The sequence below is a fragment of the Flintibacter muris genome, from assembly GCF_943192995.1.
Lineage (GTDB): Bacteria > Bacillota > Clostridia > Oscillospirales > Oscillospiraceae > Lawsonibacter > Lawsonibacter muris.
The window spans coordinates 1-13,978 of record NZ_CALPCP010000034.1; the positions used below are offsets into that span (position 1 = coordinate 1).

Genomic DNA, 13,978 nt, shown 5'->3' on the forward strand with positions numbered 1-13,978 from the left:
GAGCACGGGAGCGTAACACTGACAGTCGGCTCCGCCGTCCCCGCCGCGCCGGAGGCCCCCGCCAGCGGGGATAGCACTGGCCTGACGGACAATCTGGAGATACGGCAGGAGATGATCTGCCTCATCAACCAGACCAGAAAGGCCAATGGAGTGTCAGAGCTACCGGTCAATGAGGCCCTGATGAATGCCGCCCAAGTCTGCTCCGACCGGCGCTACACCTGGCATCACGCTCCGGAGGAGAGCCAAGCCGCTGTCGACGCCGGCTACCCCTATGGCTTCGGTGACAACCTCACCGCGTTCACCGGCACAGCCGACGCCGCCCAACGCGCCGTCGACAACTGGATCAACTCCCCCGGCCACTTCGAGACCATGATCGACCCCAGATGCGACTGCATCGGCGTGGGCGTGACCCAGCACGATGGTATCACCTACTGCTACATGTTCGTCGGGATACCCAACAGCGTCAACTTCTATGCGTAACCCCATGAAACAAAGCGGTGCGTTCCAGGCAGTGTGGAACGCACCGCTTTCCGGTTCATCGGGTGAAAGCACCCTGTCAAATATTGCGTACCAGTAAACAATGAAATAAGCCCCTGAACGGATTGCAAATATTTCCTCGAACGTATATAATAAATGTCGAAACCGGTAGCTGTTTGATTGCGGCGCCAAGCAATCTTGGAGGTACAGTCTTATGGTAAACATCAGAAAATTGGAATCTGACCTGTGGGAGTCCGCTGATTTGCTCCGGGCTGGATCCAAGCTGACCTCCAACCAATACTGTATGCCGGTGCTGGGCCTGATTTTTCTGCGCTACGCATACAGCCGCTTCAAGCTGGTGGAGAAGGAAATTCTGAAAAACCGTCCTGTCCGCGGCGGCCGGGTTCTGCCAGTGGAGGCCAGCGACTTCGTTTCCAAAAGCGCCCTGTTTCTGCCCAGGGAGGCGCAGTATGAATATCTGGTCAACCTCCCCGCCGACATCGCCTCGGCGGAACTGACCAACCAGAGCGGCCACACCATGAACAGCCTGGGTGAGGTGGTCAACAACGCCATGGAACTGGTGGAGGCCCAGTCGGAGCAGCTGACGGGCGTTTTGCCCAAGGATTACACCATTTTCTCTGACGAGCTTCTGGCGGAGCTGCTGCGCATTTTCAACAACAGCGCCCTGGACGAGGTGGGCGGCGACGTGATCGGCCGCATCTATGAATATTTCCTCAACAAATTTGCCAAGAATATCGCCCAGGACGATGGGGTGTTCTTCACCCCCAAATCCCTGGTCAAGATGATCGTCAATATCCTGGAACCTCAGGGCGGTGTGCTGCTGGACCCCGCCTGCGGCAGCGGAGGAATGTTTGTCCAGACCGGCGACTTTGTCAATGCCGCTGGTATGGAGGCCAACGCCGCCATGACCTTCTACGGACAGGAGAAGGTGGAGTACAACGCCCAGCTCTGCCTGATGAATATGGCGGTCCACGGGCTCAACGGCCTCATCAAGTCCGGCGACGAGGCCAACACCTTCTATCACGACGCCCACAACCTGGACGGCTGCTGTGACTATGTGATGGCAAATCCGCCCTTCAATGTGGACAAGGTTAATTCGGAATCCGCCCAGAGCGCAGGCCGTCTGCCCTTTGGCCTGCCCTCTGTCAACAAGGCCAAGGAGGTGGGCAACGCAAACTACCTCTGGATTTCTTATTTCTACTCCTATCTGAACGAGCGGGGCCGGGCGGGCTTCGTCATGGCCTCCTCCGCCACGGACAGCTCTGGCAAAGATCGAGATATCCGGCAAAAGCTGGTGGAGAGCGGCCACGTGGACGTGATGGTCAGCGTGGGCAACAACTTTTTCTATACCAAATCCCTGCCCTGTTCTCTGTGGTTCTTCGACAAAGGGAAGCCGGAGGCGCTGCGGGACAAGGTACTGTTCATCGACGCCCGGAACTATTACACCGTGGTAGACCGCACGCTGAACGAGTGGAGCGAGTGGCAGCTGAAAAATCTGAATGCCATTGTGTGGCTATACCGGGGAGAAACCGAAAAATATGCGGCTCTGCTGGAGGAATACCGGGCGGTATTGGGCAATGCGGCCTTCTCCCAACGGGCGGAGGAACTCTCCGCAGAAATCAATACCCTGCGGGACGAGGCGAAAAAAGCCGTGGCGGAGGCCGCCAAGCGTGAGAAAAAGAAGGTGCAGGCGGACTACGACCAGCGGCTGGCGGCGCTGGAGGAGACCTTGACCACCGCGAAGGAGGCCGTCTGGCTCTATGAGAAGTTCGGGGATGGTGAGTACCGGGACGTGCTGGGGCTGTGCAAGGCGGCGAGCCTTGCGGAGATTACGGAGAAAGGTTATTCCCTGACCCCCGGCGCCTATGTGGGGGTGGCCCCGGTGGAGGACGATGGGGTGGATTTTGCCCAGCGTATGGGGGAGATTCATCGGGAACTGCTGGAGCTGCAAAAGGAATCCCATGAGCTGATGGAGGCCATCTCCAGGAATTGGGAGGAGATGGGGCTGTGAAATGGAAAACTGCTATTCTTAGTGATATTTCCACCAATATCCAAACAGGGCCTTTTGGTTCTCAATTACATCAATCAGACTATTCTATTGAAGGCACGCCAGTGGTTATGCCAAAAGATTTGGTCAATGGTCATATTTCGGAAGCAACTATTGCCCGCATTAGTGATGCTCATATTGAACGATTAAACCGTCACAAAATTGAAATTGGCGATATTTTATATTCTCGCAGAGGCGATGTAGGACGCTGCGCATTTGCCACAGAGAAAGAAGCAGGTTGGCTTTGTGGAACAGGCTGTTTGCGTGTTTCAACAGATGTCAGTAAAGCAAATCCGAAATTTGTTTTTTACCAACTGCAAAAGCCGGATACGATTGGATGGGTTGAAAAACACGCTGTTGGAGCAACAATGCTCAATTTGAATACCGCTATTTTGAGTAGAGTACCGATTGAAATACCCTCACTTAATACCCAAAACCGTATTGTAGATATTCTCTCCGCTTATGACAACCTCATCGAAAACAACCAGAAGCAAATCAAGCTGCTGGAAGAAGCGGCCCAACGACTGTATAAGGAATGGTTCGTGGATTTGCGGTTCCCTGGGTATGAGATCACGCCAGTTGTGGACGGAGTGCCGGAGGGGTGGGAACTGTGCCGTTTGGAAGATGTAATCGAATTTAATCCTAAAATCCCCCTCAGCAAAGAGCGATTAAAGCAAAGCGTCCCCATGTCCGCATTAAGCACCAGCTCAATGACGCTAGATACCGAAGAATTTGCAGCTACGTTTTCTAATTCCGGGAGCAAATTTCAAAACGGTGATACATTACTGGCAAGAATTACTCCGTGTCTTGAAAATGGAAAGACCGCCTTTGTTGCAGGTATTGAAAGCGACGAGGGCGCTGTTGGCTCTACAGAGTTTATTGTCATGCGTTCAAAAGGACTCAATCCATATATGGTGTATCTGCTTGCCCGCGACGACAGTTTTAGGCAGTCTGCGATCAACAGTATGACGGGAAGCGATGGCCGTCAGCGTGCGCAGGCAGATAAATTGAAAGCGCTCCCATATCTCAAGCCAACCGATCAAATAACGAGGTTATTTGCGGGATATGCAGAGCCGATATTTTTACAAATACAAAAGAAGAATGAGCAAAATGTCAGGCTTAGACAGGCTCGTGACCGCCTGTTGCCCAAACTCATGAGCGGAGAAATTGAGGTGTAATATGGAAAAATTCGATTTTGAGCAGATGAAAGATATAAAAGACGTAGAAGACATTTCAGATGCAATCAAAAAAATTGTGGCACTGCAAAAGCAGATAAATAACCCAACCCGAGACGGAATGATAAATGCGCTTAGTGATGCACAGTCAACAGCAGGAAAAGAGATCCAACAACTTGAATATTCCCAGGGGGATACAATCCCAACTCCGTGGGTCTGCTTTCGAGATCAGGACTTGTATAGGAAACTGAGTCAATATCAGGATGGCCTTCGACAGCATTGCATCAAAAAGGTCGGAGAAAAAGCCTTTGAAGAAATGCTAAAAAAAGCGGAGAAATAGAGGTATAGTATATGGAAATGCCAAAAGAGTTTTATGACATGGTATGTTCAGACATTCAAAGGATTGAAGGGTCTGATCGGCTATCCTTTGGGGAAAAGCTCAAATTACATAGAGAGCTGGATGGTCGGTATCAGGCCTGTATAAAAGATTGGTATAAGGGGCTATGGGGATTCTCGCCGTCAATTAATAGTATACACTATAGCGCCATCGAGGACAGCCAAAGTTGTGTGCAAGAGAATCTTGAAATGATAAAGGCAAAATTAGGAACCTACAAGTATCAAATGAACGCTATCTCTTTACCAAAACCATCGGAAACCAATATCACAGTAAACAATACCGTAAATATTTCGTTGTCGTTTCAAGAAGCAAAACAAAAAATCGAAGATATGACCGCGCTAAACCGAGAGCAGACAGATGAAATATTAGCCAAGATTGATGAGCTTGAAAAAATATCAAAAGAGAACATTTCACGGAAGTCTAAGTGGGAAAAAGTGAAACCCATCATTGCTTTCGCATTGGATAAAGGCGCAGATGTAGCCATTGCTATTTTATCCCTGATTTTGCAAATGAAATTGGGGGCATAAGCTGATAGAATCGCCGAGAGGAGGGGTACTTATGAGCTACGACTACTCCGAAAATGTCCTGATTCAAGAGAGCGCCGCCAACCTGCTCCGTGACGAGCTGGGCTGGGAGGAAGTCTACGCCTACAACACCGAGCAGTTAGGAGAGGCCGGCACACTGGGCCGCAAGAGCTACAAGGAAATCCTGCTGACCCGGTATTTTCGGGAGGCTCTTCTGCGCCTGAATCCGTGGCTCACCCCCGCCCAGCTGGACGAGGCCCAGCGGCTCATGGAACACCACCTGTCCACCGCATCCCTGCTGCAAATCAACGAGGAGAAATATTTCCTGATCCGGGACGGTATCCCTGTCACCGTGAAGAAGCCCGGCGGCAGGACAGAGAAAAAATACGCCGCTGTCATCGACTTCCAGAACCCAGACAACAACCACTTCCTCGCCGTCCGGGAACTGAAAATCCACGGGGATCTGTACCGCCGCCGGACGGATATTGTGGGCTTTGTCAACGGCATCCCGCTGCTGTTTGTGGAACTGAAAGCCGTCGGGGTGGACGTGCAGGACGCCTACACCAACAACTACACCGACTATCTGGACACCATCCCCCACCTGTTCTACTACAACGCCTTCCTGATCCTCTCCAACGGATTGGAGTCCAAGGTGGGCACACTTGGCAGCAAGTACGAGTTTTTCCACGAGTGGAAGCGGCTCAAAGAGGAGGAACCGGGCAGCGTGGCGCTGGAGACCATGCTCCGGGGCATCTGCAAAAAGGAGAACTTTCTTGATCTGCTGGAGAACTTCATTCTCTTTGACCACTCCGGCGGACACACAGCAAAAATCCTGGCCCGGAACCACCAGTATTTGGGCGTCAACGAGGCAGTCAAGGCATATGAGGCCCGCCGATTGAACAACGGAAAGCTGGGCGTTTTCTGGCACACCCAGGGCAGCGGCATGAGCTACTCCATGGTGTTCCTGGCCCAGAAGATACGCCGCAAGTTTTCCGGCTCTCCCACCATTGTGGTGCTGACAGATCGGGAAGAGCTGAACAGGCAGATCAGCGACACCTTTGAAAACTGCGGTATTCTGGGCAAGGCCAAGGCCGGGCAGTTCATCGCCTCCAGCGGTACAGATCTGGTGGAAAAGCTGCGTGGCAACCCCAGCTTTATTTTCACCCTGATTCAGAAATTCAACAAAACAGATGTGGAGCCGATTTCCCCTGACCACGATATCCTCATCATGTCAGATGAAGCCCACCGCAGTCAGTACGGAATTTTCGCGGACAACATGGTCCGCCTTTTGCCTACCGCCTCCCGGATCGGCTTTACCGGCACACCGCTGCTGTCCAGCGACCGTATCACAGAACGCACCTTCGGCGGCTACATATCGGTGTACGATTTCCAGCGAGCCGTGGATGACGGCGCGACGGTGCCGCTGTACTACGAAAACCGGGGAGAGAAGATTCTGGACGTGAAGGACAACCCGGAAATCACGGATCGGATTCTGGACGCCATTGAGCAGGCCGACCTGGATGTGAACCAGCAGGATAAGCTGGAGCAGGAGTTCGCCAAGGAGATTCACCTCCTCACTGCCACCCCCCGCCTGGAGCGCATCGCCCAGGATTTCGCAAGGCACTACTCCGACCTGTGGACCAGCGGCAAGGCTATGTTTGTCTGCCTGAATAAGGTCACCTGCGTTCGTATGTATGATCTGGTGCAGAAATACTGGGCTGATGAGATCGACACGCTGAAGGAGCGAATCAAGAGCGCGTCCCAGCAGGAGGCTCAAGAGCTGGAACGCAAGCTGCAATGGATGCAGGAGACCGAGATGGCGGTGGTCATCAGCCAAGAGCAGAACGAGGTTCAATCCTTCCAGAAATGGGGACTGGATATTCAGAGCCATCGGGCGAAGATGGAAAAGCGGGAACTGGACAAGGAGTTCAAGGATGCCGACAATCCTCTCCGTGTGGTGTTCGTCTGCGCCATGTGGCTTACCGGCTTTGATGTAAAGTGCCTGTCCTGTCTGTATCTAGACAAGCCGCTGAAAGCCCACACGCTGATGCAGACCATCGCCCGGGCCAACCGTGTGGCCGAGGGAAAGAGCAACGGTCTGATTATCGACTACATCGGAATCGTAAAAGCGCTGCGAAAGGCGCTGGCCGATTACACAGCCAATGGGAACGGCGCCGGCGGCGCCGACCCCACCGTAGATAAGGAGCAGCTGATCGCCAAAATTTTGGAGACCATCGCCGCGGCGGAGTCGTTTTTGTCCACCCGGGACTTTTCTCTACAAACGCTGATTGACGCCAGAGGCTTTGAAAGGCTGGCTCTTCTGCAAACGGCGGCCAACACAGTGTCCGCCACCCTGGAGGAAAAGAAGACCTTTCAGACCTATGCCTCCGAGCTGGCGCGCTTGGTGAAGTATGTGAACCGGGAGGATGTGGAGACGGATGCCCGGCAAAAATATGAGGCTATTACCGCCATCCACAGACTGCTGAATCGAAAACGCCGGACGGCAGACAATGTGGATCTGATGGTGGAAATCAACCGCATCATCAGTGAGTATGTCCAAATTGAGCAGGCGGCTGAGGGGATCACACCGTCCCGTCAGTTTGATATCAGCAAAATCGACTTCGATCTGCTGCGCCGGGAGTTTGCCCATGCAAAGAAAAAGAACCTCATCCTGAAGGATTTGCAGGACCTGGTCTGTGAGCGCCTGGACAGGATGCTGCTCAGCAATCCCAATCGCATCCAATATCATGAGCGGTATCAGGCAATCATTGAGGATTACAACAGCCAGCAGGACCGCGCCAATATTGAAAAGACCTTTGATGAGCTGATGAAGCTGGTGCAGAGCATGGATCAGGAGGAGCAGCGTTATGTGCGGGAGGGATTTTCCAGCGACGAAGAATTATCCCTCTACGATATGTTGTTCTCTGAAAACCTCTCTAAACAGGACATCCAGAAAATCAAACAGGTAGCGGTCGACCTTCTGCAAAAGGTCAAGTCCAGAATCGCGGAGCTTGACCACTGGACTGATAAGCAGGAAACAAAGGCAGCCATTGACAACCTTATCCGCGACACACTTTGGAACGGACTTCCGGAGTGCTATGACGAACTGAGCATCTCTGGTTACCGTCAACGAATTTATGAGTATGTCTACACTCGGTACAAAGACGTCGCATAAAATCTGCCGCATCAGGCATACTCAAATTTTGCTTCGCTTAAACAAAGAAATACAGGCCATCATTAAACACCCATCAAATCATCTGATACGATCATCCGTCAGACTCAGTTCTGGCGGGTGATTTTTTACAGCAAAACTTTTTCTGAAAATAAAACGTCGCTTTCAGCCGCTGGAGGTTGTGGTATAGGGATGAGGACCCTGCTCTCTGAATCGGTAAACATTTTGTAAACTCGGTTGTAAGTAAGTTCCGTTTCGGCCACCAGAGGTTGTAGTAGAAGGATGAGGGAGGTCAGTACAGAAAAGCCGAGAAAGAAATCATGTCATAAAGAAATGGAGGTCAAGCACAGCATGAAAGAATCCAGCTACAAGAGCTATGATGAGCTGCCGCTGTTCCTGAATGCAGCAACGGTGGCAAAGGTGCTGGGTGTCTCACCATCCAGCGGCTATGAGCTGATCCATGAGCCGGATTTCCCGGTGCTGAAGGTTGGCTGCAGAATGGTCGTACCCAAGGATAAATTCGTAGAGTGGGTGTCGCAACACACTCAGGGAGGTGCGGAGTGAAATACACACCATGGCCCAAACGTGATCCGGTCAAGAACTACTTCCAGCTGCCCAACGAGATATTCCTGCTGGGCCTGTCGCCTGGTGCGCTGGCGGTCTACTCGTATCTGCTCTGCTGTGAGGATCGAAACACCTACCAGTGCTGGCCCAGCTACAAGACCATTGGCAGAGCAGTGAAGATGAGCGCCAACACCGTCCGCAAGTATGTGTGTGAGCTGGAGGAGCGCCAGCTCATCAGTACAGAAAGCACGACCGTCACCACCAGGGATGGTCTGAAGCGCAACGGCAACCTGCTCTACACCATCCGTCCAATCCAACTGGCGCTCGATCAGTTCTACGAACAGCAACTGACGCAGATGGACATGGCGGCTGAACGTCAGCGAGTCGCAACAGCACTCGCACTCCGCAGCGATAGCGCGCACTCAGCGTGACAGCCTGTGCGCCGCTGTGTGGCCCCTCTGCTATCCGGAAGGTAACAAGCCACCGCTCACCGCAGATGCGGTTGTGTCCAAAGCGTGTGGCCTGTGTGCGCCATCCAACAAATTCAGCACAGCCGAAAGTGGCAGGTGAACCGGGGGGTCGAAAAAAGTGCAGGATAAAGGCAGGTGGTCGCTTACGCGCCCCCCTGCCAGCCACACCGCCCCGCAACGCGGGTCGGGGATTTTCCATAGGTGGTCGGTTTTACCCCCTGTTGGCTGTCCCAGGTGGTCGGAATGAAGAAAAACAGAGGAAAAACCGCCCTGTTTCAACCTTTTCCAAGGTGGCTGTGACAGGTGGTTTTCTAACAAAAAGGAGGAATTTTCCAATGAGCAAAAATACGCACATTTCGGTGGAACCAAACACACCCGCAGAAGTCAAGACCCGCATCCCCGTCTGGCTGTACCCATCCACACTGGAAGTGATGGACAGAGCAATGAAAATTGCGAACTGCAAAAGCCGCAGTGAGTATCTGGAAAAGGCCGCGCTGTTCTACGCCGGCTACGTCTCCGGTCAGGACGCCACCGCCTATCTGCCACCCGCACTGGCGTCCGTTCTGCGCGGAACGGTGCAGGACACGGAGAACCGAATCTGCCGTCTGCTGTTCAAGCTGGCGGTGGAACAGGACATGGTGATGAATGTGCTGGCGGCGGGGATGGAGATTCCCGATGAGCAGCTCAAGGCGCTCCGGGGTCGGTGCATCCAGGACGTGAAAAAGACCAGCGGCAGTATCTCGCTGGATGACGCCGTCCACTATCAAAGGGGTGGCCTGTGATCATCCATCCCCCTCTCAGATTCTGCACCGCAAAACAAAGAATAAAAGTCCTCGAAAAAAGTAGTAGCTATTCCCGACAAAGTGTGGTATGTGTTGGTGTTGCAAAGGAGGCAGTAGATATGAGAAAAACACTGGAAGATCTCTACTATGGCAGCATCATACCCAACGAACAGCAGATGACACCTGGCTCAGAACTGAAGCGGGCAGTAGACCGTGTCGCCAAATATGAAAAGCAGCTTATGGAACAGCTGGAGGAAACCGAGCAGGAGACTCTTACAAAACTTATCCGGTCACAGCATGAGATCAACGGCATCACAGCAACCGAGAATTTCATCTTGGGCTTTCGGCTGGGCGTCAGGATCATGGCTGAGTGTATGGATGATAACGACGGTGATATTCGGACTGGAGGTGAGTAACAAATGGCAAAGCGCAGACCGTCCGGCGACGGTATGGTGCGCAAGCGGGACGACGGTCGCTGGGAGGGCCGCATCGTGGTGGGCCACAAGGAAAACGGCGACTCCATCTTCCACTACGTCTACGCTCCCACGCAGAAGGAGCTGTCCGCAAAGCTCCGACAGGAGATCGACTCCTACCAAGGCGTAGATCTGACCGAGGACAGTTCCATGACGCTGGGCGAGTGGTTGGATCGCTGGCTGGCCGAGTACATGGCAGGCACTGTGCGCCCCGGCACGCTTCAGACCTACCGCCGCTACGCTGACCTCTACATCAAGCCCACCCTCGGCGACAGGCCGCTCAACCAAATTACCCCGGCGGAAATACAAAAGCTGTACGCCCACCTGAAGAAGCGGGGCCGCATCCGCAAGCACAAAAAATACGGACACCAGTTGTCCGACAGCATGGTACACTGTATCCACACCCTGCTCTACGGGGCGATGGGCGCAGCGGAGCAGCTTCGGCTGATTCCCAGGAATCCAGTCGCGGACGTCACTGCCCCCAAACAAAAGTCACCGCCCAAGCAAATCCTCAACGATGAACAGCTCGATACGTTCATGGCCGCGATTCAAGCGGACGATATCTGGCAGGACTTCTTCTACACTGAGCTGACCACCGGCCTGCGGCTGGGCGAGATATGCGGTCTGCGCTGGGAGGACTTCGACGCAGAGCATGGTGTTCTGAACATCCAACGCACCATCCATGTGGAAAAGGGCGGGGTACTCACCGCCGGGGACACCAAGACCTATGCCGGTACTCGCAAAATCGTCCTGCCACCCAGCACTGTACAATGTTTGTGGGAAAGGAAAGAAGCTGCTCTTGCCGATTGGATATTCCCCAATCCACTGAAGCCGGAGCTACCCATCAATCCCCGCGCCGCCTACAGCCGATTGAAGGTACTGCTGAAAGACACCGGCCTGCCCAGCATCCGATTTCACGACCTCAGACACACGTTCTCGACCCACGCGCTGTCCAGCGGCGTGGATGCCAAGACGCTCTCCGGCATCCTGGGTCACAGCCGGGCGTCTTTCACTCTGGACACCTACACCCACGTCACCGGAGATATGCAGAAGCGTGCCTCGGAGGTGGTAGGCGACTTCCTGACAGAACTGCTTGGAAAGGAGTTGAAACCATGGCAAAGCGCAGAAAACGGGGTAGCGGCAGCGTCCACCTGAGAAAGGATGGGCGCTGGGAGGGTCGGGCCGTCATCGGCTACGACGATAAGGGTCTGCCCAAAACGAAAAATGTCCTGGCAAAGACAAAATCCGAATGTGTTCAAAAGCTGAAAGAACTGAGCGCCAGCATCGGGAAATCGGAACCTGCCGCTGCCAAACCCGGTATGACTCTGGGTCAATGGCTGGATTCCTGGTATCAGACCAGCAAACAGTTCAACCTGCGGCCCAACACCCAGATGTCATATGAACAGCGAATCTACAACTACATTATTCCCGCGCTGGGGGACACCTCGCTGGACAAGCTCACACAAAATGACCTCCAGCAGTTTTACACCAATCTCAAACAAAACGGGCGAATCAAGAATGTCGGTTACTATGGCAGTGGCCTCTCCGACCAGACGGTGCGGGGCTGTCACACCACACTCCGCTCCGCGCTGGAGATGGCGGTCTCCAAGAAACTGATTTCCCGCAACCCCGCGGACGGTTGCCGGCTTCCTCCCGCTAAGCCCAGGGAGATGCAGGTGCTCACTCCGGACGAGGTTCAGCGTCTGCTGATCCAGGCCAAGGAGGATGGCTGCTATGAGCTGCTCCTGCTGGAGATCGCCACCGGCCTGCGGCGTGGCGAGCTTCTGGCCCTCCAGTGGGATGATCTCAATTTCAAGACTGGGACGCTGCGGGTGGAACGGCAGATTCACCGAGCCAAGGGCGAGCTGATCATCTCTCAGCCCAAAACCAAAGCCGCCAACCGAACGATCATTCTCCCCGCTCCACTCCTGAGCGTCTTGAAGGAATACCGGCAGCAGGTACACTCCCGCTGGCTGTTTCCCTCACCCAGGAAAGATGATCTGCCCTTAGACCCCGCCTCTGTCCGCAAACACCTGACCACCATTCTGGAGAGGGCCGGGTGCAAACACATCCGCTTCCACGACCTCCGCCACCTGTTCGCCACCATGTCCCTGGAGCATGGAATGGATATCAAAACTCTCTCCACGGTGATTGGTCACGTTTCCAGCAGCACTACGCTGAACATCTACGCCCATGTCACGGACGAGATGCGGCAGACGGCAGCACGCAAGATTGACCAGGGAATCGGCAAGACCGAGTCCTCACTGGAGGCAGAAGCCACGGCCAGGAAGCTCACTCTCAGCACCTTTCAGCCCTACAAGGGCAAACGCCGCAAAGCGGGCACTGGGTGCGTCACTCAAATCAACGACCATCTGTGGGAGGGCCGCTACTCCCCAGTCTGGCCGGATGGCAAGAAGCATCCCAGAAATGTTTACACCAAGACCAGAGAGGAATGTGAGCAATTGCTGGCGGAGATGATCCTCCAGATGAAAGCGGAGATCGCCGCTGAAAAGGAGAGGCTGAGGTTGGAAAAGCAAGTTAGCTGATATATGCCGAGGGACTCTGGAGCGCAAAATCCAGAGTCCCTCGATTTTTCTCTGTCTGTGGGCAGATATGTGGTCAGGCCAAAAGCGCCAGAATGAAACACGCAGTAAAAGTGCTGATTATCGGAAACATTCCGGACATTTGAAGAAGAATCCGACCTATTGATGACGGTGCTATTTCGGCATGGGCCCGTCTCTCTGTCCTTACCAACTGCCATGACAATATTTTTTACATATTTTCCGCTTATTTATAGCTGTTTTTGTTCCATTACATTTGCTTTCCGACACTTTTTACAAACAGGGTTTCCGTATATTCCTCGTCTGTCTGTGGCTGGTTATGTGGTCAAGAAAATTGTCTCACCGAAAGAGATCGTCCACAAACACAACGAAGCACTGTGTAATTCGCTTGCTTTTCACCTCTGTATTTCTCCGTTTATCCCTATCGACTTTCGCCTCCTATTTCGGTATCGTGTTGCTTGCGAAAGCCCTATAAAATACAGAAATCAGGAGGAAAAGCAAATGACCAGTATCAAAAAGCGCACCACTGTCGCACTGACAGCAGCAATCCTCGCAACAACCCTCGCTATCCCCGCCACGGCAGCGGAGGCCCCGCCCATCCGGGTGGGCAGCTACAAAGGTAGTACCCTGGAGGTGGGAGAGCGCAGTGGCCTCATCATCGGCCCAAGCGGTACGGACTACACCGTCACCTCTAGCAACCCGGACACGATGGCGGTGGAGCAGGTGCTGACCTTCTGGGTCGCTGTCGCCAAGACGGTGGGGACTGCGGAGATCACCGCCTCCAACAGCGCCAGGGAACGTGGGAGCATGACGCTGACGGTCGGCCCGGAAGCCCCTACTGCGCTGGAAACTCCTGTCATCGTAGACAGCGCCAGCCTGACGGACAACATGGAAATACGGCAGGAGATAATCCGACTCATTAACCAAACCCGAAAGGGCAACGGGGTACCGGAGCTGCCGGTCAACGAGGCCCTGATGAACGCCGCCCAAATCTGCTCCGACCGGCGATACACCTGGCATCACGCCCCGGAGGAGAGCCAGGCCGCAGTCGACGCTGGCTACCCCTACGGCTTCGGGTCCAACCTTACCGTGTTCACCGGCACAGCCGAAGCCGCTCGGCGTGCCGTCGACAACTGGATTAACTCTCCCGGACACTTTGAAACCATAATCGACCCCAGATGCGACTGCATCGGCATGGGCGTGACCCAATGCGACGGCATCACCTACTGCTACATGTTCGTCGGGATACCCAACAGTGTCAACTTCTATGCGTAACCAAATATCAATCAGGAGAGGCTGTCCAGGTAACTGGACG

13 protein-coding genes are annotated in these 13,978 nt (G+C 53.8%); all 13 read left to right on the forward strand.

Features of this window, described 5'->3' with window-relative positions; all coding sequences use genetic code 11:
* On the forward strand, positions 1-480 hold a 480-nt coding region (locus tag NFS22_RS18115; protein WP_251319110.1), incomplete at its 5' end, for a CAP domain-containing protein.
* A 211-nt stretch (positions 481-691) separates the two neighbouring features.
* Positions 692-2,509: a class I SAM-dependent DNA methyltransferase gene (locus NFS22_RS18120; RefSeq protein ID WP_251319111.1), complete on the forward strand. Its 1,818-nt coding sequence runs from the start codon at positions 692-694 to the stop codon at positions 2,507-2,509.
* Positions 2,506-3,723 carry a restriction endonuclease subunit S gene (locus tag NFS22_RS18125; protein ID WP_251319113.1) on the forward strand — a complete coding sequence of 406 codons (1,218 nt, stop codon included), beginning with the start codon at positions 2,506-2,508 and terminating at the stop codon, positions 3,721-3,723. Before NFS22_RS18120 ends, NFS22_RS18125 begins: the two co-directional genes overlap by 4 nt.
* 1 nt (position 3,724) lies before the next feature.
* On the forward strand, positions 3,725-4,060 hold the full coding sequence (locus NFS22_RS18130) for a hypothetical protein (RefSeq protein WP_251319114.1): 336 nt from the start codon (positions 3,725-3,727) through the stop codon (positions 4,058-4,060).
* 11 nt (positions 4,061-4,071) lie between these two features.
* A complete protein-coding gene (locus tag NFS22_RS18135) occupies positions 4,072-4,644 on the forward strand; it encodes a hypothetical protein (RefSeq protein WP_251319115.1) in 573 nt (190 codons plus the stop codon).
* Between the two features lie 31 nt (positions 4,645-4,675).
* Positions 4,676-7,816, forward strand: a complete 3,141-nt coding sequence (locus NFS22_RS18140; protein WP_251319117.1) for a type I restriction endonuclease subunit R — start codon at positions 4,676-4,678, stop codon at positions 7,814-7,816.
* A 348-nt stretch (positions 7,817-8,164) separates the two neighbouring features.
* Positions 8,165-8,377, forward strand: coding sequence for a helix-turn-helix transcriptional regulator (locus NFS22_RS18145; protein WP_251319119.1), 213 nt, complete (start codon positions 8,165-8,167; stop codon positions 8,375-8,377).
* Positions 8,374-8,808: a helix-turn-helix domain-containing protein gene (locus tag NFS22_RS18150; RefSeq protein ID WP_251319121.1), complete on the forward strand. Its 435-nt coding sequence runs from the start codon at positions 8,374-8,376 to the stop codon at positions 8,806-8,808. The genes NFS22_RS18145 and NFS22_RS18150 overlap by 4 nt, the downstream gene beginning before the upstream one ends.
* Before the next feature lie 374 nt (positions 8,809-9,182).
* On the forward strand, positions 9,183-9,629 hold the full coding sequence (locus NFS22_RS18155; RefSeq protein WP_420908889.1) for a hypothetical protein: 447 nt from the start codon (positions 9,183-9,185) through the stop codon (positions 9,627-9,629).
* Positions 9,630-9,748: 119 nt separating this feature from the next.
* The gene (locus tag NFS22_RS18160) at positions 9,749-10,045 is read left to right on the forward strand and encodes a DUF6809 family protein (protein ID WP_251319122.1); all 297 of its coding nucleotides are present in this window, start codon (positions 9,749-9,751) and stop codon (positions 10,043-10,045) included.
* A gap of 3 nt (positions 10,046-10,048) precedes the next feature.
* The gene (locus tag NFS22_RS18165; RefSeq protein WP_251319124.1) at positions 10,049-11,257 is read left to right on the forward strand and encodes a tyrosine-type recombinase/integrase; all 1,209 of its coding nucleotides are present in this window, start codon (positions 10,049-10,051) and stop codon (positions 11,255-11,257) included.
* Positions 11,215-12,648, forward strand: a complete 1,434-nt coding sequence (locus NFS22_RS18170) for a tyrosine-type recombinase/integrase (RefSeq protein ID WP_251319126.1) — start codon at positions 11,215-11,217, stop codon at positions 12,646-12,648. Before NFS22_RS18165 ends, NFS22_RS18170 begins: the two co-directional genes overlap by 43 nt.
* A 516-nt stretch (positions 12,649-13,164) precedes the next feature.
* Positions 13,165-13,938, forward strand: a complete 774-nt coding sequence (locus NFS22_RS18175) for a CAP domain-containing protein (protein WP_251319127.1) — start codon at positions 13,165-13,167, stop codon at positions 13,936-13,938.
* Positions 13,939-13,978 lie beyond the last annotated feature (40 nt).

Coding starts and splice junctions, on each gene's coding strand:
- NFS22_RS18145 (WP_251319119.1), top strand. CDS start 8,165: ATGAAAGAATCCAGCTACAAGAGCTATGATGAGCTGCCGCTGTTCCTG.
- NFS22_RS18140 (WP_251319117.1), top strand. CDS start 4,676: ATGAGCTACGACTACTCCGAAAATGTCCTGATTCAAGAGAGCGCCGCC.
- NFS22_RS18135 (WP_251319115.1), top strand. CDS start 4,072: ATGGAAATGCCAAAAGAGTTTTATGACATGGTATGTTCAGACATTCAA.
- NFS22_RS18170 (WP_251319126.1), top strand. CDS start 11,215: ATGGCAAAGCGCAGAAAACGGGGTAGCGGCAGCGTCCACCTGAGAAAG.
- NFS22_RS18175 (WP_251319127.1), top strand. CDS start 13,165: ATGACCAGTATCAAAAAGCGCACCACTGTCGCACTGACAGCAGCAATC.
- NFS22_RS18155 (WP_420908889.1), top strand. CDS start 9,183: ATGAGCAAAAATACGCACATTTCGGTGGAACCAAACACACCCGCAGAA.
- NFS22_RS18160 (WP_251319122.1), top strand. CDS start 9,749: ATGAGAAAAACACTGGAAGATCTCTACTATGGCAGCATCATACCCAAC.
- NFS22_RS18130 (WP_251319114.1), top strand. CDS start 3,725: ATGGAAAAATTCGATTTTGAGCAGATGAAAGATATAAAAGACGTAGAA.
- NFS22_RS18165 (WP_251319124.1), top strand. CDS start 10,049: ATGGCAAAGCGCAGACCGTCCGGCGACGGTATGGTGCGCAAGCGGGAC.
- NFS22_RS18120 (WP_251319111.1), top strand. CDS start 692: ATGGTAAACATCAGAAAATTGGAATCTGACCTGTGGGAGTCCGCTGAT.